The following is a 23,173-nucleotide window of genomic DNA, read 5'->3' on the forward strand; positions in this document are numbered from 1 at the left end:
CTTTACTCGATCTTTTTCAATTATGACTGTGCTTCAATAAGCTGTACGATTTCATCCGCAGTCGGCATCGCTTCTGACGAACTGTGCTTGCTCACCACAATGGAGGCTGAAGCGCTGCCGTATTTCAATGCCGTTTCGATGTCTTTTCCGCGGACAAGGCCATAGATAAAGGCTGACGCATAGGAATCACCGGCTCCAAAGGTTTTCAGCACTTTTGTCTTGTACGCTTGGGCGCGGAATACCTCGCCTGATTTGCTGTATGCATAAGAGCCTTCGACGCCGTGTTTGATGACAACGAGGTCGGCTGAATGGTCAAATAAATGATTGACGGATTCTTCATTGCTTCCGCCTGTGCGGTTTTCCATCACATCAAATTCATCGCGTGTGCCGATGACGATATCAGACTGCTCGGCAACCAAAGAATAGTAAACGGCTGTTTCATCTGCTGACTGCCACGTATACGGGCGGTAATCCAGTTCGAACACCACTTTGACCTGATGCTTTTTCGCATATTGAACAGCTTTTAACACCGCTTCCCGTGACGGGCTTTTGGCGAGCGCTGTCCCGGAAACAAGCAGCATTTTCGCATTTGCGATATAGTCCTCGCTTACCTCTGAAGGCTCAAGATAAAGATCCGCCACATCATCGCGATACATTAAGATGCTGCATTCTTCAGGACTGAGGATTTCTGTAAATGCAAGACCTGCTTTGTGTCCATCTTGATCAACAATCATCTGCGTTGTATCAACGCCGGTATTTCTCATATAAGACTCTATGAATCTTCCATGCTGGTCATCTGGAATTTTGCCGATAAAGCCCGCTTTTAAGCCAAGCTTCGCGCTTCCGATCGCGATATTCGCAGGTGAACCGCCGACATATTTCGAAAATGTCATCGTTTCTTCCATTGGGCGGTTGTATTCGACTGCGTTCAGATCAATACATGCCCGGCCGATGGCAACAATATCAAAAGCCTTCTCTTCATTGAATGTATACTTCATCGTAAACAGCCACTCCTCACTTGTTAGCGTTCTAAAATCCACTCATGCGCCAGGTCATTATGAAACTTCCATTTCCGCGTCGGCCCTGCCATGACATTTAAATAGTAGGATGTGTATCCGTCCGGCACGCCTACCGGGTGGTATCCAGCAGGAACAATGACAACGTTTTCATTTTCTACAGTCATTGTCTCGTCAATAGAGCGGTCATCTGTGTATACACGCTGAAACACAAAGCCCTGTCCCGGGTCTAATTCATGGTAGTACGTTTCTTCTAAGAAAGATTCCTCCGGCAAGTTGTCTTGATCGTGTTTATGAGGCGGGTAGCTGGACCAGTTGCCGCTGTCTGTATAGACTTCAACTACTAATAGGCTGTTAGCTGAAGGGTCTGAATCCGGAAGAATGTTGTGAACAGTACGTTTGTTTGAAAACTTCCCGCGATGCTCAATTCCGTTGTCTTCCGCTTTGATCAGCTTTGTCGGAAGCTGTTTTTCCGATGGAGAATAGCAAAGCGCCACTCTTGCGTCGCTGACCGCTGTGATCTCAAATGCACGATCATTTGAAATATAGACGCTGTCTGTCGGTTTTCGTTCGAATACGCTTTCACGCGTGCCGATATTCTCAAAAGTTGACTCATGATCGGTGACTGTAATTTTTCCTGTGACCGCAACAATACAGATTTCTTGTTTTTTCAATTCTTCTGCATAGCTGGAACCGGAAGCGAGATCTAACACTTTAAACTCTACATAGGTGAGATCAGAGTTGGATTTTGTTACTTCGTGCACCAGTTTGACCCCATTAGATACTTCATTCGACTGCGGCTTACGCAACAAATAACTCATAGTGAAGCCCTCCTCTTTCTATTGTAAGAATGAGTCCGAACAGCGCACATGGACGCCGTTCGGATGTTCGTCGTTTAGTTGAAATCAGGTGCCGGATATCTTGCCGTAACCACTTTTTTACGTGTATAGAAGTCGACGCTGTCTTTTCCGTTCGCATGCAGCGTTCCAAAGAATGATGACTTCCAGCCTGAGAATGGGAAGAACGCCATCGGAGCCGGAACACCCAAGTTGATGCCGAGCATACCCGCATCAATGTTTTCACGGAAGTAGCGGATTGCGTTTGAGTTGGATGTGAACAGGCAAGCACCGTTCGCAAACTCAGACTTATTGGCAATCTCAATTGCTTCTTTTAGGTGTTTCACGCGGATGACAGATAAGACCGGAGCAAAAATTTCATCTTTCCAGATCGTCATCTCTGTCGTGACATTATCAAAGATCGTCGGGCCGACAAAGTAGCCGTCGTCAGACACATTTTCACGTCCGTCACATACGAGTCTCGCGCCTTCTTCAAGCCCTTTTTCGATATAGCTGAGCGTGCGCTGCTTGTTGTCTTCGCGAATAACCGGTCCTAAGAACACGCCGTCATCAAGGCCGTTACCGATTTTAATGTCAGCCACTTTTTCCTGCAGCTTCGCCATAAACTCATCAGCGATTCCTTCTTCAACCGTCACAACCGCACAAGCCATGCAGCGTTCACCGGCAGAACCGAAGGCTGCTCCAATAATGTTTGTGATTGTGTCTTCGAGATTCGCATCGTTCAGGACAATCGTATGGTTTTTCGCGCCAGTCAGAGATTGAACGCGTTTTAAGTTTTCGCTTCCTTTTTTGTAGACATATTCGCCGACCGGCTTGGAGCCTACGAATGAAATCGCTTTAATTTCAGGATGCTCGAGGATGCCGTTCACAACGTCATGCGCACCGTATACGACGTTGAATACCCCTTTCGGAAGGCCCGCTTTTTCAAAAAGTTCAACCAATTTCTCTGTTAACAGCGGTGTCCGCTCAGATGGTTTTAAAATAAATGTGTTGCCGAGCGCGATTGCCATCGGGAACATCCAGCAAGGAACCATCATCGGGAAGTTGAATGGCGCGATTCCGCCGACAACTCCGATTGGGTAGCGGTAGTTGGCCGCTTCAACATCTGTTGCAATGGAAGCAAGTGAGTCACCCATCATCAGGGAAGGTGCTCCAGCCGCGAATTCTACGTTTTCAATTCCGCGTCCCACTTCTCCAAGAGCTTCTTTTGTGTTTTTTCCATTTTCAATGGTAATCAGATGAGCAAGTTCTTCTCTATGCTGAGACAGCAGCTGCTGGAAGTTAAATAGGATTCTGGCACGGCGCGGAACCGCCACTTTTGACCAAGTTTTAAACGCCTCAGACGCTGTTTGCGCTGCGTAATCGATATCCTCTTTTGTTGAAATCGGCACTTGGCACAGCACTTCTTTCGTCGCCGGATTCACAACGTCTTCGTATTTATCTGTTTTGCTTTCAACCCATTCACCGTTGATGTAGTTTTTTAATTTTCTGATTTCTGCCATTCTTATTGCCTCCTTCATTAGTAAACACATACACTTGTATGGATGGTTCAGGATAGATTCATATCAATATCCACTGTTTCAGTAAGCCAAGAATTAAACGCTTTCAAAAAAACCAAAAAAATAAAAGGCGATGCAATTTTAGATACAAGCAACCAATTCATGCACAACAGGTTACTTTTTGGTCATTTCTTGGTTATATTCTAATCGCATAATACCCATAAGTCAATCATAAACACTAAATTTTTTCATTATTTTTATTATACTAATCTTTTAACTCATTAAGAGAGTAACGAGAAGTCCATCGAATCTTGCAAAAGATATACACCGATGTTATCATTTTTTAAGCAACTATTGATCAACTCTTGGGTTTTATTATATATTTATGTTACGTAAAGATTCAAGAAGGAGTTTATTTATATGAAACTGATGCGGATTCAGGAAATGGAGGAGTACATTTTATCGCATGGCACTGTTTCCTTAGATGAGCTGTGCCAGGTGTTCAATGTCTCTAAAAACACAGTCAGACGTGATATCAACAAGCTAACAGAAAAGGGTGCGATTGAAAAAGTATACGGCGGCGTAACATCTATTGAGAAAACCGCATTAGTTCCTTTTGAGAATCGCACCATTCAGCACCAAGATGAAAAAACAAAGATTGCTCACTATGCTTCCCGTTTTATTGACGATCACGATTTGATTTTCATTGATTCAGGAACAACAACAAAGTCTATTCTCGATACGCTTGATCCTGCCAAAAATGTCACCATTTTAACCAACAGTTTAGACATTATCAATGCAGCATCAGCTTTGAAGCATATCAACTTAATCATTATCGGAAACAATTATAAGAGAAAAACGCGCTCCTTTGTCGGCATGGACGACCCGGCTATGCTTGATAAGTACAATATCAACAAAGCCTTTATGTCTGCTACCGGAACGACGCTGACACACGGATTGACCAATTCGGATCTGCTCGAGTACGAAATTAAAAAAAGGATTTCGGAAAAAGCAAAAGAAGTGTATTTATTGGCTGACCATTCTAAATTCGGAAAATCAACGCTACTGACGTATGCGCCGTTTGACAGGCTGCATTGCATTGTGACATCCCAGCCATTAGATGACGAGTACACGCAGTATTGCAATGAGCACCAAATCGGCATTCATCTGGCCTAGCGGTTACAATAGTGTTGAGAGTCTTTCATCCATTTTATTCTAGGAGGCAGATCATGAAAAAAGCTACGCTCGGAAAATCAGACTTGCAGGTATTCCCTATCGGGTTAGGAACAAATGCTGTCGGAGGACATAACCTCTACCCGAACCTGAATGAAGAAACCGGAAAAGAATTGGTTCGCGAGGCGATCCGTAATGGCGTGACGATGTTAGATACCGCTTATATTTACGGGATCGGCCGTTCCGAAGAATTAATTGGTGAAGTGCTGCGCGAATTCAACCGTGAAGATGTTGTCATCGCGACGAAAGCCGCGCACAGAAAACAAGGAAATGACTTTGTCTTTGATAATTCACCAGAATTCCTTAAGAAATCAGTTGATGAAAGCCTGAAGCGTTTGAATACGGATTATATCGATTTGTTCTACATTCACTTCCCGGACGAACATACGCCTAAGGATGAAGCTGTCAACGCGCTGAATGAGATGAAGCAAGCCGGAAAAATCCGCTCCATCGGTGTATCCAACTTCTCTTTAGAGCAATTGAAAGAAGCAAACAAAGACGGATTGGTAGATGTATTGCAAGGCGAATACAACCTGTTAAACCGTGAAGCGGAAAAGACATTCTTCCCGTATACGAAGGAGCATAATATTTCATTTATCCCTTACTTCCCGCTCGTATCAGGATTATTGGCCGGAAAGTATACAGAAGATACAACGTTCCCTGAAGGAGACCTGCGAAACGAACAGGAACACTTCAAGGGCGAGCGTTTCAAAGAAAATATCAGAAAGGTCAACAAGCTTGCGCCGATTGCTGAAAAGCACAACGTAGACATCCCACACATCGTATTGGCTTGGTATTTGACAAGACCGGAAATTGATATTTTAATCCCTGGAGCAAAACGTGCCGATCAGTTGATTGATAACATCAAAACAGCTGACGTGACGCTTTCTCAAGAGGATATTTCGTTTATTGATAAGCTGTTCTCATAAGAAGCAGAAAACAGCCTTCCCCACTGGGAAGGCTGTTTTTATTTGTGCAAAATTGATCTATCATCCTATGATGCTTGATGAATTAGCAGCTTCAGTGAATAACTGATTTTGAAGCAAAAACTTACAAAAAGAGCCATAAATCCGATAAAATAAAGGTAGGTTATCTCAGAAAGAAAGTGATTGAAAAAGCAAAACAAGATATGAAACGTTAGTATCATCTAGAAATAAGAGACTCATGTGTTAAAAAAATCTGACCAGCTATTTTTATTTGCTGCTTAGAATAACGGGCCGTTTCGGCGGTCTATGGAGGAAACAGAATGAAACTTACATATGTAAAAGCTTTTGTTGCAGTAATCGTTGCTTTAGGTGTACTGCTGCCATCAACCATTTCTCATGCAAAAAGTTTTAGCGGCCGCTCATCATCTAGTTACAGCAGCCGAAGTTCAAGCTCATCATACAGCGGAAGCTATAAATCCAGCCCAAAATCAAACTATAGTTCAGGAGCAAGCTCTTCAAGCAAAAATCCCAAGACGTCTGACGATTCATCATCATCGATTTCTCTAAAAAAGAAACCTTCGGAAAAGTCTAGCTCATCAAGCGCTAAAAAATCGTCAGGCACATTTTCCGGCGCCACCTCAAAAGTAAGCGGAAAGACATACAGCGGAAAAACGTCTAAAGCTTATGTTGGCGGACGTTATGTTTCAGTCAATCATTACTACAATGCAGGATTCTCGCCATCGGGATGGTTTGGATATTATAGCGGATTTACAATGGGCATGTTCATGATCAGCATGATGCACCCTTGGGGTTACACCTATCATCCAGTCGGGGGCCCAGGCTATGTTTCTTATGGCGCTTCACCAATTGCCTGGATCGTTGACGTCATTGCTCTGATCATTATTTTACTCATTGTCATCGCATTGATCCGCGCATTCAAAACACCGAAGACGTACAGAAGGAGCTTTTAGGTAATGAAATTAGTATTAAATGAGCAAGAAGTTGTAGACGGGATTTGTGTGTATATTTCTAATGAAGAAGAGATTTACCCTGAGGACGTTGAAGTAAAAGAGCTGTCTTACAACAAGCGGACAGGATTCTTCGCTGAAGCCAAATATGGCCTGCACCACAAGCAGCTTGTGTCAGATGACATTTCAGAAGGCATTATTCAGTTCTTAGAGGAATACCACAACTTCAATCCAGACGTTACAGCAGTTGAATTGCAATTTGATAAGAAAAAAGGATTCTCCGCCTTGGTTTTCGTCAACGAGGGAGAATAAAAATCAAAACCTTACTCCGTGCGAGTAAGGTTTTTTATGATGATTTGTCCTGGGCATATGCTTTGAGATGCTTAGCATTCCCGTACTCACTGGATCTGTCACCTTACGTAAAAATCGCTAACTTTTTTAAAACAAATGTTTCAAATCAGATAGGAAAAGGGTACTACTCTATTAACTTTGTTAAACATAAGAGATACTCATTGGCCTAACAACTGAGGGGGAACATTTGTGAAGACAAACACAAGGAAATATTTGATCTACTTTTTTGGCGCTTTAGGAGGGCTGCTTTACGGTTATGATACGGGCGTCATCTCTGGAGCGCTGCTGTTTATCAACAATGATATTCCTTTAACGACATTGACAGAAGGATTGGTTGTCAGCATGCTGCTCCTTGGCGCGATTTTCGGTTCTGCCTTAAGCGGCACATGCTCCGATCGCTGGGGCAGGAGAAAAGTTGTATTTGTGCTTTCCATCATTTTTATTATTGGTGCGCTCGCTTGCGCGTTTTCTCAAACGGTCGGCATGCTGATTGCATCTCGGGTGATACTCGGGTTGGCCGTCGGCGGTTCAACGGCGCTTGTGCCCGTGTACCTGTCAGAAATGGCACCGACGAAAATCCGCGGGACACTCGGCACAATGAACAACTTAATGGTTGTTACCGGTATTTTATTAGCATATATCGTAAACTATCTGTTCACGCCGTTTGAAGCGTGGCGCTGGATGGTGGGACTGGCTGCGGTGCCTGCAGTGCTTTTATTAATCGGGATCGCATTTATGCCTGAATCACCAAGATGGCTCGTAAAGCGCGGGCGTGAAGATGAAGCGAAAGACATTATGAAAATCACTCATGACCAAGAAAATATTGAGCAGGAACTAGCAGATATGAAAGAAGCGGAAGCTGGGAAAAAAGAAACAACACTTGGTTTGCTAAAAGCAAAATGGATTCGTCCTATGCTTCTCATTGGCATCGGCCTTGCCGTTTTTCAGCAGGCGGTCGGCATTAACACGGTCATCTACTATGCGCCAACCATTTTTACAAAGGCCGGTCTCGGCACATCGGCGTCAGTGCTCGGCACAATGGGTATCGGTGTACTCAACGTGATGATGTGTATTACAGCTATGATTTTGATCGACCGCATCGGCCGCAAAAAGCTGCTGATTTGGGGAAGCGTCGGCATTACACTGAGCTTGGCTGCATTAGCAGCTGTGCTCCTGACACTGGGTCTCTCTACATCAACAGCATGGCTGACTGTCGTTTTTCTCGGAGTCTATATCGTATTTTACCAGGCAACATGGGGTCCGGTTGTATGGGTTCTGATGCCTGAGCTCTTCCCATCCAAAGTACGCGGAGCCGCAACAGGCTTTACTACTTTAGTGTTATCAGCAACCAACCTGATCGTGTCGCTCGTCTTCCCGCTGATGCTCAGCGCCATGGGCATCGCATGGGTCTTTACAATTTTTTCAGTCATCTGCCTGCTTTCATTTTTCTTCGCCCTCTACATGGTTCCGGAAACCAAAGGGAAAAGCTTGGAGGAAATTGAAGCAAGCCTGAAAAAACGGTTTAAAAAGAAGAAAAGCAGCCAAAACCAAGTGCTGAGTGAGCGTACATTATAAAAAAAGGAATCGTCTCAAGGGACGATTCCTTTTTTATTACACCATAACCTTGCAAATATTGTTCGTGAATTCCACAGGGTCCTGAATCGGTAAGCCTTCGATGAGAAGCGCCTGATTGTACAGAAGATTTGTGTAGAGGCTCAGCTTCTCTTTATCCTGTTCAAATGCGTCCTGCAGCGTTTGGAATACCTCATGATTCGGGTTGATTTCAAGCACTTTTTCCGCCTTTACATTTTGGCTGTCCGGCATCGCGTTTAAGATTTTTTCCATCTCGATTGTCACTTCGCCGTCAGCAGCAAGGCAGACCGGATGTGATTTGAGTCGTTTTGAGATTCTGACGTTTTTCACTTTATCTGACAGAATGTTTTTCATTTCCTCAAACAGATCCTTGTACTTGCTTTCTTCTTCCTCGGACTGCTTTTGGTCCTCATCCGTGTCTATGCCTAGGTCTCCGCTTGATACGGATTTAAACTCTTTTTCCTGATAAGATGGCAGCATTTTAATCGCAAACTCATCAATGTCCTCAGTGAAGTAGAGAATTTCATAGCCTTTGTCCGCTACCATTTCCGTTTGCGGCAGTTTTTCTATGCGATCGTATGAATCACCGGTCGCATAATAAATGTATTTCTGCTCCTCGGGCATTCTGGATACGTACTCATCTAAGCTGACCAGTTTTTTCTCTTTGGAAGAGTAGAATAATAAGAGGTCCTTCAATTGATCCTTATTCGCGCCAAAATCATTGTACACGCCGAATTTCAGCTGTCTGCCGAATGATTTGTAGAACGTCTCGTATTTCTCTCGGTCTTTTTTCAGCAGGCTTTGCAGCTCGCTTTTGATTTTTTTGCTGATATTTTTCGCGATCAGCTTCAGCTGGCGGTCATGCTGGAGCATTTCTCTGGAAATGTTCAGAGACAGATCCTCAGAATCGACCATGCCTTTCACGAAGCTGAAGTGGTCCGGAAGCAGATCCGCGCATTTGTTCATGATCAGAACGCCATTAGAATACAGCTCCAAGCCTTTCTCATATTCCTTAGAATAATAGTCAAACGGCATGTTTTCAGGAATAAATAAAATCGCGTTGTAGCGAACGGCGCCATCCACACTGATATGAACGTGTGTCAGCGGTTTATCAAACCCGTAATGCTTTTCAGCATAAAACTTTTCATAGTCCTCATCTGTCAGCTCGCTTTTGTTTTTTCTCCAGATCGGCACCATGCTGTTGACTGTCTGTTCTTCCTGTACCTCTTCAAATTCATTTTCGCTGCCTTCCTTCGGCTTATTAATGGTTGTATCCATTTTGATCGGGTAGCGAATGAAGTCGGAGTACTTTTTAATGATTGCTTTTAAACGATATTCTTCTAAGAACTCGTCATAGCTGTCATCTTCTGTATTCTCTTTGATTTTCAGGATAATGTCTGTACCGACAGAATCCTTTTCACACGGCTCAATCGTATAGCCGTCTGCACCCGCAGACTCCCATTTATACGCCTCTTCGCTGCCGAGCGCCTTACTGATGACAGTCACGACATCAGCAACCATAAACGCCGCGTAAAAGCCGACACCGAATTGCCCGATGATGTCATGGCCGTCTTTCAGCTCGTTTTCCTTTTTAAACGCAAGGGAACCGCTTTTTGCAATGGTGCCGAGATGCTGCTCAAGCTCATCCTTTGTCATCCCGATCCCCGTATCAGAGATCGTTAATGTTCTCGCACTTTTATCAGCTGCGACCTTTATGTAGTAACTGTCTTTATCAAACGTAAGCGCATCGTCCGTCAGCGCTTTGTAATAGATCTTGTCAATCGCGTCACTCGAATTGGAGATTAACTCGCGCAGGAAAATTTCTTTTTGGGTATAAATGGAGTTAATCATCATATCCAGCAGTCGTTTGGACTCTGCTTTAAACTCTTTTTTAGCCACTCTAGATCGCTCCTTTTTGATATGTTGTTACGCTATGTAAACTCTTTTCAGCATCTATTTATCATATGCTGTGACAATTGTCAATTAGATTGATAGATGCATATATATGTAAATTTAACACTATTTAGGTTTGCTTTCACTATTTTTTCTCAGTCATTCTCATAAAAAAGAGAGGCTTCATCATCCTCTCTTTTTTTCTGCATCATTCCAGCGGCCAAACTCCCGCTTCATCCATATATGCACCGGGTAGAAAAACAAACCGAACGGGATCAAAAACAATAGATTATGCCATGAGGCATTGAGAAATGCACTTGCTGCAATCGGAAACGTAATCTCTTTAAATAAAAAAGAGATGACAGTCAGCACAACAAACGCGGACGGAATCGTGGCGAAGCAATAAAACTTGAGCTCCTTCTTATGCTGTACCTTCAAAACACACAAACCTCCCAACAATTTCTAGTCCATCTTAACATATGCTGGCATTTCTTTTCTCGCATGTTTATCACTGCACGTAGCGGGAAGACAAATAGAAAAAGGAGGACTCGTGTAATGGGAAAACTTGAAAACAAAACCGCAGTCATCACAGGCGCCGCGACAGGCATTGGACAAGCGACGGCAGAGGTTTTTGCCAATGAAGGCGCGCGTGTGATGATCGGAGACATCAATGAAGACCAAATGAAAGAAACCGTTGAAGCGATCAGAAAAAACGGAGGAGAGGCGGACGCTTTTCACCTCGATGTGTCAGATGAAAACAGTGTGAAAGCATTTGCTGATCAAATCAAGGATGCTTGCGGAACGATTGATATTCTGTTTAATAACGCCGGGGTTGATCAGGAAGGCGGAAAAGTGCACGAATATCCGGTTGACCTGTTTGACCGCATTATCGCCGTCGACCTGCGCGGCACGTTCCTTTGCAGCAAATACTTGATTCCGCTCATGCTCGAAAATGGAGGCTCCATCATCAACACCTCCTCCATGTCAGGCCGGGCCGCGGACCTCGACCGCTCCGGCTACAACGCTGCAAAAGGCGGAATCACCAACCTGACAAGAGCGATGGCGATCGACTACGCAAGAAACGGCATCCGCGTCAATTCTATTTCTCCGGGAACGATTGAAACCCCGCTGATTGATAAACTGGCTGGCACCAAAGAACAGGAAATGGGCGAAAAATTCCGCGAAGCCAACAAATGGATCACGCCTCTCGGCCGCCTCGGCCAGCCGAAGGAAATGGCGACAGTGGCCCTGTTCCTCGCCTCAGACGACAGCTCATACGTCACAGGAGAAGACATCACCGCAGACGGCGGCATCATGGCGTACACATGGCCTGGGAAGATGTTGATTGATGAGAAGTGGAAGGAAGAAACGAAATAGACATGGTCTGCGCAATTTTATGCGTTAATGATCAAATATGAATCAGCCATAGATATAGCTAAATAAAAGGGAGCTCAACCTGAATCATTAGGTTAAGCTCCCTCTTCATTTACTCTATTTCTTTTTTCCGCTGTCTGGCAGGAAAAAGAAATGAAAACTACATATTGCACTTATCCATATATATTTTACATATTGTTTATTATATCTTACAATAAATTTAGCATTTATTAGGAGTTGATAGAATGAAATTGCTATATACCTATATCATTTTAGGAGGTTTCATTAGCATATTTCTTTCTTGTTTTTTTGAGTTAGGTATTTTTAATCTTGCTTTATATCTTATCTATTTTAACTATGCACTTTTTTTATATAAACGAGCTAAAGCGCCAAAAGTTCAATGAAATACTTAGTATATCCCTTAATAGGTTATAGTCGTATTTATTCGTTCATTTTTCAGTATAATTATTTTAGTTTTTAGTATAATTCTAGTATTTGACAGAAAGGCACGCAATTTATGTCATAAAACAAACTACTATTTTTACTCTTTTCATTTTCTTCTATCGTTCACCTGCTCTTCAATACGCTTTTAGACCCTACTTCAAGCTGGAAATCTTGGTCGGTGAACATTGCTCGAATTCTTTTGGCCCTTCTATTTTTAAATCTCACCTTGAAAGAAAAGAAAGAAACTCAAAAGAACAAGTGACATAACGACACAGAGCCCGGACTGAGTGTATCCGGGCAAATTTATATCCGTTGTAAACGTTACCTCTCTCAGGTTTTCATTTCAAAAGATACTGAAGGTACTCCCCAGCCTCCCATTTCAACCGCAGGCTGATTTCTCTCGTTTATAGCAATACAACCTTATACTTCTTCACATCCAAAAACTGCAAAAACTCCCTTGCCAGCACTTCTGGCGCATGCGTCTTCCCTTCATCCAGCCGATACAAAATCAGCCCGATAATCATCGCGGATACATAATAGGCATAAAGCTTTTTCTCCGCATGAATCTCAGTCTGCTGATGCAGATAAAACGATTCCAGCGCTTTGAACATATCAGGTATCACATGAGGAACACCCCATTCCCGATTGAGAAAATGCACAATGGGCATGTTTGATAAAGCAGAAAGCAGACTGGCGAGCGCCTCCTCCGCATCCTCTAAAGAAAGCTCATTCGGACTTGGGGCAATCGTCAGGTGATCTATGATCTCCGCACATGATTGCTGAATCATGGTTTGCAGCAATTCCTCTTTACTGGCATAGTGATCATAAAAGGTTGCTCGGCGGATATTGCTTTTACGGGTAATATCCGAAATCGTGATGGCCGCGTAGTCTTGTTTCTCCGCCAATACGTCCAGCAAAGCCTTCTGCAGCGCCTCTCTCGTTCGAACCACACGCCTGTCGATTTGCTTGTCCTCTTGCCGCTCCCCTGACGCAGCCTGTCCAAACAGCCAATAAAACCTCTTTCGAGAAACAAGCTCCCATACCTTTTGGCTGATGGCTTCCGGAGAAGCCGCGGCATCCTCATTCAGCCAATACAGGATAATCGCGTACGTGTACAAAGCCCGGTAATGTCCGTAGATTTCCCGTTCGATCGGCGTCAAGTTCACATGGATTGGAGCCAGCAGGACATCCTGCTGAAACACATCCTTAAAAAAACGATGAACATTTTCTCTGTTCATCATCGTACCAAAAAAGGATCGATGCTCGTGAACAAAGGACAGAGTCGGATGCACAGTTTGCCGTTTTTTGTTCAAATGGAGGGTATCCATATGCCTGAAGGCCTCATAGAGCGCTTTGCCCAGCTCCTCCTTCATGTCTTCGATCACATCCTCAATGATTGAAAACTTGTCTTCATAATAAAGGTAGAGCGTCCCGCGGCTCACTTTGGCCTTCTCAGCAATTTCTTTCATTGTGATATGTTGAATATCCCTTTCTTCCAATAAGGCCAGCAGCGCCTGTTTCACTTGAGCTTCAGCAGATTCCGGCACAAAAGACACCCCCAATCATTAGACAGATGTTCGATATATGTACGGTAACGTATAGATGGTTCACCGTTGTCTTTCTTACAGAAAAGGTACCACTTTATAATAGGTCTGAGAAAAGAAGAAAGCAAATGAGGGGGATTTTACAATGGAACAGCAAGTAAAAGACGACATTCAGCGTGTCTTTCAGCTTCAGAAAAAACAGCAAAAAGCACTGCGCGCTTCAACAGCGGAACAGCGCATAGAGAAGCTTCAGCGCTTTTTAGATTCCGTCATTGCCCATGAAGAAGAAATCATCGAAGCGATTCGAAAAGACGTCCGTAAACCATATCACGAGGTCAAAAAAGCGGAAATCGAAGGAACGAAAAAAGCGATCAGAGATAATATGAACAATCTGGAACAATGGATGGCGCCTAAAGAAGTCGGTTCATCTTTAAGCCCTGACGCAAACGGAATTCTCATGTACGAGCCTAAAGGCGTAACGCTCATCCTCGGTCCGTGGAACTATCCGTTTATGCTGACGATGGCGCCGCTTGCCGCTTCTCTCGCAGCCGGAAACAGCGCGATTGTGAAGCTGTCTGATTTTACGATGAACACAAGCAACATTGCCGCAAAAGTGATTCGAGACGCTTTTGACGAAAAAGAAGTCGCGATTTTTGAAGGAGAGGTTGAGGTGGCAACCGAGCTTCTAGATCAGCCGTTTGACCACATTTTCTTCACTGGAAGCACAAATGTCGGAAAAATCGTCATGACAGCAGCGGCCAAACACTTGGCATCTGTCACACTTGAGCTTGGCGGCAAGAGCCCAACGATCATTGACAGTGAATACGATCTCACGGACGCAGCGAAAAAGATCGCCGTTGGGAAATTCGTAAACGCCGGCCAAACCTGCATCGCACCTGATTATCTGTTCATTAAAAAAGACGTTCAGGACAGGTTCGCGGGGATTTTACAAACAATCGTCAACGCAGGATTTATGGAGGATGATTACAACCCAGACCGCAGCAAATTTACGCAGATCGTCAATGACCGCAACTTCAACCGCGTCAAAGACCTGTTCGACGACGCCATCGAAAAAGGGGCGGAAGTCGTATTCGGAGGCGTGTTTGATGCCAGCGACCGCACGGTCTCGCCAACCGTTTTGAAAAACGTCACGCCTGACATGAAAATCATGCAGGAGGAAATCTTCGCACCGATCCTGCCGATGATGAACTATGAAGACATCGACGAGGTCATTGATTACGTAAATGATCGTGATAAACCGCTTGCGCTTTATGTATTCAGCCACAACCAAGACCTGATTGACAACGTCCTTCAGCATACGACATCAGGAAATGCCGCCATCAATGATGTTGTCGTCCATTTCAGTGACGTCAACCTGCCATTCGGCGGTGTCAACACAAGCGGAATCGGCTCCTATCATGGGGTATACGGATTTAAAGAGTTTTCTCATGAGAAAGGTGTATTTATTCAAGCCGCTAAATAATCACAATAAAGAGAATCTGCATCATTTTGCAGATTCTCTTTTATTTTTCACCAAACTCTTCTATTTTCCTATTAATCTACAATACAAATAGGAAAATAAAGCAATATACAACAGCAACAAAACACTATTGTTGTTAAAAGACAAAGTTCCTCTAGTATATTTCATTGAAACCCTATAGGCTCTAACATATAATATCCCAGAAAACTTCAAAGGAGTGAAATTCATACATGGAAAACCAGCAGGGTTTTGGATTCGGGCAATCGCTCTATAATTGATGATTTGATTATCTATTTTTTTGCTTTTATTATGATTCTCATTAACACTTTAATTGTCCTGCCTCTCATTGATTCAGCAAGCCTTTATATGACAGAAGAACAATATACATTTTCTATATTGATATTCGGGACAATCCCTGTTATTGCCATCATATATATCTTCGGTATTCTTTATTATAGCCTACTGACGTCTTCAAAAATGCAAGCAACACTGGGCAAAAAACTCATGGGAATAATCGTTGTCAATCAGTATGGCGAGCGAATTTCATTTTGGCACAGCTTCGGCCGTTTCTTCGCTTACACACTATCAGGAATTTTGTATATCGGTTATATCATGGCCGCCTTTCCCTCTAAACTGGCATTGCATGATTATATTTGCGGGACAGGTTATCTATAAAAATAAATATTTGGATTGACTAACCAAAAAAGGCTGCCGAGACCTTCTCGCCAGCCTTTTCTCACATTCGATTATTTCCCAAAAGCCACTATTTTTTGATAGATTCTGATCGCAATAGGTACAGCATATTATCCATTTTATGAACAGGAAAATATAGGGGATTACGTAAAACTTCTTGTAACGGGTTTTTTTGATGCTGAACGAAAAGCTGCAAAAAACCAAATGATGTTTACAACAGCCGCAGCGAGACAAACCCCAATCACAAGGATCACCTCAGAAAGCAGATGGTCACTGAACAAACTAAACATCAAGATAAAACCGGCCGAAGATAAATGAATCAGCAGCCCAAAGCCGCAAAGCACCGCCATTACATACCTCATCGCATCAACTCCAAGCATGTAAATGAGAAAAGGAATGAGATACAACACAAGGATCATACCGATAGCTGACCACATGCCGACTGAGTTAAACTGATTGGCCGCCCCTCCCGTTTCGGCCAGTGGCGAAAGTGAAGCAGCGGCAATCATGGCGCAAAAAAGGAACGCAGAAATGATTGTTACGATTGCCACGCTGTTTTTTCTAGACATCAAACCCCTCCTTTAAATAGAAATATTAACCTTTTCATTATAAATAAGCCGAATAGAAAATTCATTACATTTAAAAAAAATTCCAGAACACATGCGCAAACGTATGGTTCTTCCTAGTATATTTATATAGTAAAAAACAAAGGATAAAAGACTCATTTTTCAGGTATATCAGGATTTTATCACCATATCATATTGCACATGCTTTTTTTTCAAAGTATACTATTCCAGATTAATTCAAAGGAGAGAAAAAAATACATGGAAAAACCAGCAGGATTTTGGATTCGTTTTTTAGCTTATTTTATTGATGGCATTATTGTATCTGTTCCTAGTTATATTATTCTATTTATTATCAATACTGTTTTTGTAGCTGGATCCGTGGCAGCAGACCCTTACATGACGCAAGAGGAGTATATGGTGACATACATGACGCTTGCATTTTTGCCTACTATGCTGATCACGCTCGTCATCAGTGTATTATATTACGGTCTGCTCACTGCTTCTAAAATGCAGGGCACACTCGGCAAAAAAATCCTTGGCCTTAAAGTGGTCAATGAACAAGGCGAACGGGTCTCTGTCGGACAGGGAATCGGCCGTTACTTTGCATACATCTTATCTGGAATCATCTTTTATATTGGTTTTATCATGATCGCCTTTGGAGAGAAAAAAGGCCTGCATGACATCATTTGCAAAACACGTGTTGTGTATAAATAATAGAAAAAAGTCTAGACGCCAATAAGCATCTAGACTTTTGTTTTCTTTACAATAGGCTGCCACGCCAGATACGTAGCGCTCCTCCACAGCCACTCAAACGGCCCCATCCGAAATACCCGAAGCCAAAGATGGCTGAAGACCATTTGAACGGCACAAATAGCAATCGTGATGAGCACGCCGGCAGCAGGATACACTTTCCCGTACAACCCCAAGCCGTAATGATAGAAAATCCACGTACACACGATAGACTGCATCAGATAATTGGTAAATGCCATCCGTCCAACAGCGGAGAAAGATTGCAGCACTGTTTTCACTCTTGTTTTATGATAAAGATAGACAACCGTTGTGACATAGAAAAACATGAGAAAAGGCGCACCAATCAGCAAAAATACTTCCCTATCCGTTACACTGTACAGCACTTGGGCGCTGATGCCGATGACTAGCCCAGCCATCCACACCCTTTTTAATCCTTTGCGATGCTTTCCGGGTTCGTGCAAATATCGTGACTTCGCCGCCGCAGCTCCCAGCAAAAACATGCTGAAATAAGGAATGGATGCAAAGAAGAAGTTGAGCGGGTTATACGTAAGCATGCCATTTGAAGACATGTAAACAAGACGATCGTGGATCCGCTGTTCCGCAATGTCCTTCAAGCTGCCGCTTCCGTAAACATGGAGCGCTTGTTTTGCCTGCTGAGTTACCGCTTGTGCCCATTCCTGTCCGTTTGATGGATAAAAGCTGGTCAAAATAAACGGAATGCAAAACAAAAGATACAAAGAAACCGCCCATATCAACAGTGTTTTCGGCTTTGCTTTTCGAAATAAAAGCAGAACAAAGCCGAGCAGGGCGTATTCCGTTAAAATATCCCCGTCCCAAATCAAAAAGGCATGAATCGTTCCAAACAAGAGAAGCGCCGCTAACCTTCTCGCATATAGCGGAACAAACCGTTTCCCTTTGCTTACTGTTCTCTCCATCATGACAACCATGCCAAATCCAAATAAAAAGGAAAACAATAAAATACATTTTGTTTGGATGAAGAATTTCAGTATGGCTGCTGCTGCAAAATCTGCTTCAGACCACTTTTCTGTAAAAAAGTTCTCTTTTCCAAGCATAGACAAATACATATCCGGATAACTGAAATGTGCCAGATTGACAAATAAAATGCCGAAAATCGCCATTCCCCTTAGCACATCAAGCACGCCGATCCGCTCATTTGCCAAAGTCGGCTGTAATGAAGACATAGCCATCACGCTCCTTTTTTCTGTACTTTAAGGGTATGAAAAAAAGGAGCGCAGAAACATCGATTTAGGTGTCATGCAGACATGGAAACCTTACAATCTTGTCATTTTTATGGTTTCATCACCTTTAAATCTAATGCTTCGATATTCTGCAAAACGCGATCAAAGCGCAGCGCCTGAGGCTCACTTGGGAAGATGTGGCCTTCATACGGCTCACCTAGCGTCCGGAAAAACGGTTCAAATAAGCCGGGAACCAATACGCCCACCATTTTTGTATAATGGGAATCCAGGCGATAGGAGTGAACAGTATTCGCAGGAACATGCAGAAAATCTCCAGGATTCAGCTGGATTTCTTTGCCATCCGCCCACATGGTCATCTGCCCTTCAAGGCAATAAAATGTTTCTGTATGATGTTCATGGTAGTGATCAACGATTCGGTCGCCTTTAGGGCCGTCCGATACTACGACGATAAACTGGCCGTCTGTATTTTTTTGCGCAGCCACAATGCGGTGAAGCTGATCTCCCGTCAATAGACGGTCGCCTTCTCCAGACTCAAGCACGTATGGAACCGATCCATCCGGAAGCTCTGCAAGTTCCGCTAATTTTGCCGCACCGGCAGCCTTTTCTTCATCCAGAAATGTAATGTCCGCTACTGTAGCTGCTTCTGCAAATTGCCCGTTTGACACCTCTTCGCTTGCGTGCGGCGGATGTTCAGCGTGATCATATGGATTCCCAATAACGGAATACATGTGTGCCACATGTCCATTCATCGTGTAAGACACCAGTCTTGTTCTGTGGCTTTGCATTCGGTAGCTGTGCGGTGTTCCGGCTGGAATGTTCGCATAATCGCCTGACACTAATAAATAGCGTTCTCCGGCAAGCGTCAACTCAAGCTTCCCGTCCAAAACGAGAATCCCTTCATGTGTGTCCTTGTGGACGTGAAGCGGAAAGGCATCTCCTTTCCCCCCGGAAAGCAGCACGATCTCAAACAGATCGCCGGTGCTCTTCCCATTCGCCATCACCGTGGCAACCTGTCTGCCGAACAAATAGCGCTCACCTTCTCCGCTGCGGAGCAAATAAGGCATTTTTTCTTTAGGCAATGAATTTTCACATAATGATTTCATATATTGTTCCTCCAATTTAGACCAGTCTATATACTTTCATCTATCTGACTAGACCGTTCTATATAATTGTAGGAAAAAGGATAACAAAATGCTACCCTTTTTTTCTCACCAGCACTGGAATTTGTTCGGCAATGAGAAGAAGAGGCGTTTTGTCTTTATTCGTTAACGAAAGCATGATCCCGCCCTCAATCATCGAATTGATCAGCATTCCAAGCTGATTTGCTTCTTCTTCTGCAAATCCGTTTTCCACTAATTTTCTGGCAAAAACCGCTTCCCAGCTTTTAAACACCTTCATACAAACCGTCCGCAGCGGTTCACTGATTAACGCTGTCTCACTCGCCAGCAAACCGACTGGAATCCCTTTAATGCTTTCTGTGTTGTCAAATTGGCTGGCTGTTTTTTTGATAAATTGCTGAATCGCTTCTATTGGATCAGAGGATTCATCCATGCTTTGCTGTATCAGATGTTCAATCAATTTCCCTGTATATGTAACCGCTTCAATTGCTAATTCTTCTTTGCCATTCGGAAAAAAGTGATAAAGCGATCCCTTAGGAGCACCGCTTTCTTTCACAATCTGGTTCAAACCTGTCGCGTGATATCCTTGCAGCTGGAACAGACGTGACGCCGTGTGAAGGATTTTTTCACGTGAATCTCCTCTGCTAGTCATTAAAACATTCCCTCCTAGGTATGGTAGAGCGACTTATATAATATAAAAAAGAACCCTGTGATTGTCAAAAAGGGTAAGACCCTCCCGGATGGGGTAAATGTAGAAAAACAGCGTCTAGGAGGGATCTCAATGACAAACGATTATTCAGTCACGAATACAGAAAAGCTTGAACAACAGAACCCGGGCATGAAAATGAAGATCAAACTGAAAAAACTCAAGGATCAAGTGATTGTCATTACCGGCGCTTCAAGCGGAATCGGACTTGTCACTGCACGAATGGCAGCTGAAAAAGGCGCAAAGGTCGTCGCAGCAGCGCGAAATGAAGATGCGCTGAAGGAGCTCGCTGATGAACTAAAGGAAAAAGGGCACGACGCCATATGGGTGAAAGCGGATGTCGGAAAAGAAGAAGACGTCAACCGCATCGCAGAAACCGCAATCAGCACATTTGGCCGCTTTGACACATGGGTCAACAATGCCGGCGTCTCGATCTTCGGACATGCCATGGACGTCACCGTCGAAGACATGAAGCGCATGTTCGACGCAAACTTTTGGGGACCTGTTTACGGAACAAGAGCGGCCGTCAAACACTACACCAGCAGAGGCGTGCCGGGCGCACTCATCAATGTAGGAAGCCTGTTCGGCGACAGGGGAACGGTCATTCAATCCACATACGCCTCAGCCAAATTTGCGCTTCACGGCTGGACGGAAAGCATCCGAATGGAGCTCGAAAAAGAACAGGCGCCCGTCTCGGTTACGCTCATTCATCCAGGCAGAATTGACACACCTTACAACGAACACGCGCACAGCTACCTGGACAAACAGCCGGCTCATTACCGCTCGCTGATCTACCCTCCGGAAGCGGCCGCCGAAGCCATCCTTTTTGCCGCCGAACACCCGAAGCGCGACGTGTACATCGGCTCACAGGCAAAAGCCATTGCCATGCTGGGTGCTCTTTTCCCCCGGCTGACCGACAGACTGATGGAAAAAATCATGTACCACAGCCAGCATGCTGAAAGACCGTCCAAACAGCGGGAAGAAAGCGTGCTTTATGAAGCGGGCTACGGCATGCATGACAGGGGCACGAATAAAGGCTGGAAGCGGTCAAGAAGCTACTACACAAAGGCTACGAAGCGCCCGATTGTATCAGCGGCTGTTGTTGCCGGACTGGTCGCTTTAGCTGCCGTCAAACGATGCAGATAATCTCTGACCATAAGAAAAACCCATGCTGTTCCATCGAACACATGGGTTTTTAAATGTTAGTCGATAAAGGCCTTGTTCATACGCTGCAGTAGCTCGCCGAACATCTCTTTTTCCTTTGTTGACCATTCTTTCAGCATCTGTTCATAACGTTCAAGACGCTTTTGCTGATCGGCTTTTAATGTTTGTTTGCCGAGTTTTGTAATGGTAAATAGGCTGACTCTCCCATCGGAAGGGTCTGAGAAGCGATAGATGAGCTCCTTCGCCTCTAATGCAGCTGCTTGTCTTGAAAGAGTAGATATATCAAGCTTAAACGATTCTGCTAATTCCTTTACGCGGGCAGGCCCAAACTCATCCAATTGTCTCAGCAATAAGTACGAAGATCTCTCCAAATTACCTGTTCTTTTCTCAGATTGATCCAGATAAACAGCTCTCCTGATAAAAGTCGTCAGCTCATATTCAATTAATTCAACTGGATTTTGTTTTTGCAATCGCTCTCGCTCCCTATTCCAATCTCCGGCATTGACAACATCATATATACTTGTATAATACAAATGTATATTAATTGAATGAATACAAGTCGTTATATGACTAAATCAATCATTATACTTGTATAGTACAATCATATAAAAAGAAAGTAAAGCGATTCCTCAGAACCATCCTAGAAGCAAGTCACCTGAAAGGAGGAAGCTGTTCTCATTGGAGAGCGGCACTTGATGTGAAAGTCATTCGAATTATGTTGCAAGTGTTGATATTATATGTATTTTTTATGATCGGGGAAGCCATTCAGCATCTGTTTCATTTACCGGTGTCAGGTAGCATAGTCGGATTGGTATTGCTGCTGATCTGTTTAGGTCTCCGTATTGTTCCCGTCTCCTTTATTCAAGACGGAGCAGGGTTTTTATTGTCCTTTCTTCCATTGTTGTTCATCCCGGCTATGACAGGTGTAATGAAATACCCGTCGCTCATTTCATTCAATGGTTTGATGCTGCTGATTACAGTCGTTCTGAGCACCATCGTCACGATCATTGCGGCTGGATTCGCCAGCCAGCTATTAGAGAAAAAAGCAAAAAAACGTGAGGAGAAAGAGAAATGCAGCAAGCAAGTATCGCAATCATTATAATTCTTTTAACAGTTGCCGCTTACTTAGCGATGGTGAAACTCTATAAGCGATTCCCGCTTCCATTTCTTATCCCTGTTCTGACAACGACAATTTTGATTGTCGCGGTTTTGATGATGTTCCATGTCTCGTATGAAGGCTATATGATCGGGGGGAAATGGATCAATTCTTTGCTTGGGCCTGCTGTTGTGGCGCTGGCCTATCCGCTTTATAAACAATGGCATATCATTGTAAAACATTGTGTTCCCATCCTAGGCGGCGTCCTGGTCGGATTATGCATGGGAATGATCAGCGGTCTGATCTTCGCAGAAGCATTCGGGATTGATCATGATCTCTTATTATCTATTCTGCCAAAGTCGATCACAACCCCTGTCGCTATTCAGATCGCCGCCGGTCTTGGCGGTGTTCCTTCCATGACGGTCGTATTTGTCATGATTGCCGGCTTCTCAGGCGTCATCCTCGGGCCGCTTGTCTTAAAATGGCTTCGCATACGCAGCTCACTTGGCCAAGGCATCGCATTAGGCAGCGCCTCCCATGCACTGGGCACCTCCAAAGCATTGGAATATGGGGAACTGGCCGTATCCATGAGTTCCGTCTCAATGACGCTTTGTGCGGTGCTTGGCTCATTCTTTGGGCCGCTAATCGTCTGGCTGTTTCATATTTAACAAAGAAAGACTGC

23 protein-coding genes are annotated in these 23,173 nt (G+C 43.9%); 12 read left to right on the top strand and 11 right to left on the bottom strand.

Going from position 1 to position 23,173, the window contains the following annotated elements:
• Nucleotides 1-20: 20 nt before the first annotated feature.
• From iolC to iolA, 3 genes are all read right to left on the bottom strand, one after another.
• A complete protein-coding gene (gene iolC, locus GYO_RS42410; protein ID WP_014115775.1) occupies nt 21-998 on the bottom strand; it encodes a 5-dehydro-2-deoxygluconokinase in 978 nt (325 codons plus the stop codon).
• 23 nt (nt 999-1,021) lie between these two features.
• On the bottom strand, nt 1,022-1,837 hold the full coding sequence (iolB, locus tag GYO_RS42415; protein ID WP_014115776.1) for a 5-deoxy-glucuronate isomerase: 816 nt from the start codon (nt 1,835-1,837) through the stop codon (nt 1,022-1,024).
• Nucleotides 1,838-1,911: 74 nt separating this feature from the next.
• Nucleotides 1,912-3,375 (bottom strand): methylmalonate-semialdehyde dehydrogenase, encoded by a 1,464-nt coding sequence (iolA, locus tag GYO_RS42420; RefSeq protein ID WP_014115777.1) that lies wholly within the window; start codon nt 3,373-3,375, stop codon nt 1,912-1,914.
• A gap of 417 nt (nt 3,376-3,792) precedes the next feature.
• Here iolA and iolR point away from each other — a divergent pair, with 417 nt between their 5' ends.
• From iolR to GYO_RS42445, 5 genes are all read left to right on the top strand, one after another.
• The gene (iolR, locus tag GYO_RS42425) at nt 3,793-4,548 is read left to right on the top strand and encodes a myo-inositol utilization transcriptional regulator IolR (protein ID WP_014115778.1); all 756 of its coding nucleotides are present in this window, start codon (nt 3,793-3,795) and stop codon (nt 4,546-4,548) included.
• Nucleotides 4,549-4,601: 53 nt separating this feature from the next.
• Nucleotides 4,602-5,534, top strand: coding sequence for an aldo/keto reductase (locus GYO_RS42430; RefSeq protein WP_014115779.1), 933 nt, complete (start codon nt 4,602-4,604; stop codon nt 5,532-5,534).
• Nucleotides 5,535-5,851: 317 nt separating this feature from the next.
• Nucleotides 5,852-6,502 (top strand): hypothetical protein, encoded by a 651-nt coding sequence (locus GYO_RS42435; RefSeq protein ID WP_014115780.1) that lies wholly within the window; start codon nt 5,852-5,854, stop codon nt 6,500-6,502.
• A 3-nt stretch (nt 6,503-6,505) separates the two neighbouring features.
• Nucleotides 6,506-6,811, top strand: coding sequence for a DUF2653 family protein (locus tag GYO_RS42440; protein WP_014115781.1), 306 nt, complete (start codon nt 6,506-6,508; stop codon nt 6,809-6,811).
• Nucleotides 6,812-7,039: 228 nt separating this feature from the next.
• Nucleotides 7,040-8,425: a sugar porter family MFS transporter gene (locus tag GYO_RS42445; RefSeq protein ID WP_014115782.1), complete on the top strand. Its 1,386-nt coding sequence runs from the start codon at nt 7,040-7,042 to the stop codon at nt 8,423-8,425.
• A 36-nt stretch (nt 8,426-8,461) separates the two neighbouring features.
• On the opposite strand, the gene htpG is transcribed toward GYO_RS42445, so the two are convergent.
• Both htpG and GYO_RS42455 read right to left on the bottom strand, forming a co-directional pair.
• Nucleotides 8,462-10,342 (bottom strand): molecular chaperone HtpG, encoded by a 1,881-nt coding sequence (htpG, locus tag GYO_RS42450; protein ID WP_014115783.1) that lies wholly within the window; start codon nt 10,340-10,342, stop codon nt 8,462-8,464.
• A 180-nt stretch (nt 10,343-10,522) separates the two neighbouring features.
• Nucleotides 10,523-10,774 carry a hypothetical protein gene (locus GYO_RS42455; protein WP_014115784.1) on the bottom strand — a complete coding sequence of 84 codons (252 nt, stop codon included), beginning with the start codon at nt 10,772-10,774 and terminating at the stop codon, nt 10,523-10,525.
• A 117-nt stretch (nt 10,775-10,891) separates the two neighbouring features.
• Between GYO_RS42455 and GYO_RS42460 the strand changes: the two genes are divergently transcribed.
• Entirely contained in the window at nt 10,892-11,713 is an 822-nt protein-coding gene (locus GYO_RS42460; protein ID WP_014115785.1) for an SDR family oxidoreductase, read from the top strand.
• Between the two features lie 845 nt (nt 11,714-12,558).
• Here GYO_RS42460 and GYO_RS42465 read toward each other — a convergent pair.
• Nucleotides 12,559-13,701 carry a TetR/AcrR family transcriptional regulator gene (locus GYO_RS42465; protein WP_014115786.1) on the bottom strand — a complete coding sequence of 381 codons (1,143 nt, stop codon included), beginning with the start codon at nt 13,699-13,701 and terminating at the stop codon, nt 12,559-12,561.
• Nucleotides 13,702-13,843: 142 nt separating this feature from the next.
• Here GYO_RS42465 and GYO_RS42470 point away from each other — a divergent pair, with 142 nt between their 5' ends.
• Nucleotides 13,844-15,181: an aldehyde dehydrogenase family protein gene (locus GYO_RS42470; RefSeq protein WP_014115787.1), complete on the top strand. Its 1,338-nt coding sequence runs from the start codon at nt 13,844-13,846 to the stop codon at nt 15,179-15,181.
• Between the two features lie 306 nt (nt 15,182-15,487).
• Nucleotides 15,488-15,853 carry an RDD family protein gene (locus GYO_RS42475; RefSeq protein WP_238528887.1) on the top strand — a complete coding sequence of 122 codons (366 nt, stop codon included), beginning with the start codon at nt 15,488-15,490 and terminating at the stop codon, nt 15,851-15,853.
• A gap of 161 nt (nt 15,854-16,014) precedes the next feature.
• On the opposite strand, the gene GYO_RS42480 is transcribed toward GYO_RS42475, so the two are convergent.
• The gene (locus GYO_RS42480; RefSeq protein ID WP_014115789.1) at nt 16,015-16,440 is read right to left on the bottom strand and encodes a DUF5391 family protein; all 426 of its coding nucleotides are present in this window, start codon (nt 16,438-16,440) and stop codon (nt 16,015-16,017) included.
• A 255-nt stretch (nt 16,441-16,695) separates the two neighbouring features.
• Here GYO_RS42480 and GYO_RS42485 point away from each other — a divergent pair, with 255 nt between their 5' ends.
• Nucleotides 16,696-17,151 carry an RDD family protein gene (locus tag GYO_RS42485; protein WP_014115790.1) on the top strand — a complete coding sequence of 152 codons (456 nt, stop codon included), beginning with the start codon at nt 16,696-16,698 and terminating at the stop codon, nt 17,149-17,151.
• Between the two features lie 29 nt (nt 17,152-17,180).
• Here GYO_RS42485 and GYO_RS42490 read toward each other — a convergent pair whose 3' ends face one another.
• The 3 genes from GYO_RS42490 to yxaF all read right to left on the bottom strand — a co-directional run bounded on the left by GYO_RS42490 (nt 17,181) and on the right by yxaF (nt 20,177).
• Nucleotides 17,181-18,389 (bottom strand): DUF418 domain-containing protein, encoded by a 1,209-nt coding sequence (locus GYO_RS42490; protein ID WP_014115791.1) that lies wholly within the window; start codon nt 18,387-18,389, stop codon nt 17,181-17,183.
• A 107-nt stretch (nt 18,390-18,496) separates the two neighbouring features.
• A complete protein-coding gene (qdoI, locus tag GYO_RS42495; protein WP_014115792.1) occupies nt 18,497-19,510 on the bottom strand; it encodes a quercetin 2,3-dioxygenase in 1,014 nt (337 codons plus the stop codon).
• Between the two features lie 91 nt (nt 19,511-19,601).
• Nucleotides 19,602-20,177: a transcriptional regulator YxaF gene (gene yxaF / locus GYO_RS42500; protein ID WP_014115793.1), complete on the bottom strand. Its 576-nt coding sequence runs from the start codon at nt 20,175-20,177 to the stop codon at nt 19,602-19,604.
• Between the two features lie 129 nt (nt 20,178-20,306).
• Here yxaF and GYO_RS42505 point away from each other — a divergent pair, with 129 nt between their 5' ends.
• Nucleotides 20,307-21,377 carry an SDR family oxidoreductase gene (locus GYO_RS42505; protein WP_014115794.1) on the top strand — a complete coding sequence of 357 codons (1,071 nt, stop codon included), beginning with the start codon at nt 20,307-20,309 and terminating at the stop codon, nt 21,375-21,377.
• A 56-nt stretch (nt 21,378-21,433) separates the two neighbouring features.
• Here GYO_RS42505 and GYO_RS42510 read toward each other — a convergent pair whose 3' ends face one another.
• Nucleotides 21,434-21,865 (bottom strand): MarR family winged helix-turn-helix transcriptional regulator, encoded by a 432-nt coding sequence (locus GYO_RS42510; RefSeq protein ID WP_014115795.1) that lies wholly within the window; start codon nt 21,863-21,865, stop codon nt 21,434-21,436.
• Between the two features lie 227 nt (nt 21,866-22,092).
• Between GYO_RS42510 and GYO_RS42515 the strand changes: the two genes are divergently transcribed.
• Nucleotides 22,093-22,497: a CidA/LrgA family holin-like protein gene (locus GYO_RS42515; RefSeq protein ID WP_041521109.1), complete on the top strand. Its 405-nt coding sequence runs from the start codon at nt 22,093-22,095 to the stop codon at nt 22,495-22,497.
• Complete coding sequence (locus GYO_RS42520) at nt 22,467-23,159, top strand: LrgB family protein (RefSeq protein ID WP_014115797.1); 693 nt, start codon at nt 22,467-22,469, stop codon at nt 23,157-23,159. Before GYO_RS42515 ends, GYO_RS42520 begins: the two co-directional genes overlap by 31 nt.
• Nucleotides 23,160-23,173 lie beyond the last annotated feature (14 nt).

Source organism: Bacillus spizizenii TU-B-10 (genome assembly GCF_000227465.1).
Taxonomy (GTDB): Bacteria; Bacillota; Bacilli; order Bacillales; family Bacillaceae; genus Bacillus; species Bacillus spizizenii.